The sequence below is a fragment of the Olsenella profusa F0195 genome, from assembly GCF_000468755.1.
Taxonomy (GTDB): Bacteria; Actinomycetota; Coriobacteriia; order Coriobacteriales; family Atopobiaceae; genus Olsenella_F; species Olsenella_F profusa.
Map to the genome: position 1 here is coordinate 1 of NZ_AWEZ01000065.1, position 1,814 is coordinate 1,814.

A 1,814-nucleotide genomic window follows, 5' to 3' on the forward strand; every position below is an offset into this window, starting at 1 on the left:
AGACGGGGCCGGTACCGTTTTTCCGTACCTTGCTGCTGGGCCGCAAGGCCCAGGCTCTGCCTGTATTGTAGGGGGCTCATCGGGCCCGGCGAGCGCCTGACCCTCGTCTTGTTGTAACGCTCTATGTAGGCGTCTATCCTCTCCCTGAGCCCGTCCAGCGTGACGCCCGCCCAGTCCCTGCCATGGAACGTCTCGACCTCCATGGTGCCGAAGAGGCCCTCCATGCGGGAGTTGTCAGGGCTGCACCCCTTGCGCGACATGGAGCGCATGATGCCGGCCTCCTCGCAGATGGATACCCACTCGGGCCAGCGGCAGTGGCAGCCGCAGTCCGAATGGATCACGAGATGGCGGCGCTCCTCGTCTGTCGTGGTGGCCAGAGCCGCCCTGAGCATTGAGTTGGCCATCTTGGCGTCAGGCGAGGCCGAGGCCGCCCAGCTCACGACGGCGCCGTCGAGGCAGTCCAAGACCGGGCCCAGACAGGGCCTCCCGGCCGGTATCGAGAGCTGCGTGACGTCGGCGGGCCACAGGAAGTTGGGAAGCCCGGCCGCGAGGTCCTGGCGGACCTTGTTGCCGGGATGCCTGGAGACCTCGCCCCTGTAGGAGCCGTAGGCCCTCTTGGGCCTTGCCCTGCCACGTGCCCCGAGCCTCTCCTCGGCCACTATTCGCCCCATCCTGCGCCCGCCGATGGCGTGCCCTCGCGCCTCGAGCTCGTCGTGGGTGCCGCGCCTCCCGTGGGCGCCGTCGCTGGCGTCGAAGACGGCGCAGACCATCTCCCGCGCCCCGGCGTCCCTGTCGCCGGCGGCGATGGCCGAGGGCTGGCACTGGTGGCTCGATCTGGCCATGTCGAGCGCCGAGAGGAGCTCGCACGGCCCCCGCTTGGGGCGCAGCGACTCAACCAGCAGCGTCCTCTCCCTGTTCGTGAGCTCGTCTGCCGGGTCGGCGCCCGCCCCTTTCCCCAGGACCTCGATCGCGCCCCCCATGACGTCGCGCCTGGGCTCGAGCTGGCGCAGCTCGCGCTCGAGCTCGGCCTTCCTTGCTCCGAGGGCGTCTATGTCTGCCTGCGTGGCAGGGGCTGGCCTGGCGGCTCCGGCGTCAGGCGCGCCGCTTGGGACGGCGTCGCTCGTGTCGGGCATCGGGGGCTCCTTCCCGGGCAAGAGCTCTCGCTTCCACTTGTAGGGGGTACGACGCGTGGGGCCGACCTCGTCGGCGATCCGCCGCGCGCCCCCAGCCCGTCCGACGGGCGCCGCCACGGCCTTCCGCTCCTCTTCGAGGGTGAACGCCCTGGGCCCGCTCGCCCGTCTCTTGCCGGGTGCCAGCTCGTCCACCCACCCTCTGTGCTTCTGCGTGCTCTTGGGATATCCCAGCCCGCGCCCCGTGCAGGCGTTGCGGCGGCCGTGCTCGAGATAGTGGTTGACGGCGGCCCGCCTTTGCTCCTCCGAGTAGCGCCCTAGGCTGCGCTCCGCGAGCGTGCCAGCGCTGTCCCGCCATTCCCGATACCATGCCACGAGCTGTGCCCGGCTTGGATATCCCAGCTCCCGTATAGTCGCTGCCGCCTTGAGGCCATACCTGATACAGAGCTCGACGGCCCTCGCCCTCTGCTCAGGGGTGTACACGCCATCCTCCAAACGTCGCCGTTTGGTACGGACTTCCGGTACCACCCCCGTTTGAGCACGAAAAGTTTCGGGTTTGAGCACAGAGTTTTTTCGTGTCTGAGCATGGGCACGCCGACCATCCCGCGATTGGCCCAACATGTCGTTGCTTCGTCTTGCGACGTGAGGAGGGCCAGAGGGGAAATGATCGGCGTGGACAGGATA

General features: G+C 68.7%; 1 protein-coding gene. It reads right to left on the reverse strand.

The genetic code is table 11. From position 1 onward, the window contains the following. Positions 1-1,613 (reverse strand): IS3 family transposase (locus HMPREF1316_RS10710; RefSeq protein WP_021727042.1); only part of this gene is annotated, 1,613 nt, incomplete at its 3' end. Positions 1,614-1,814 lie beyond the last annotated feature (201 nt).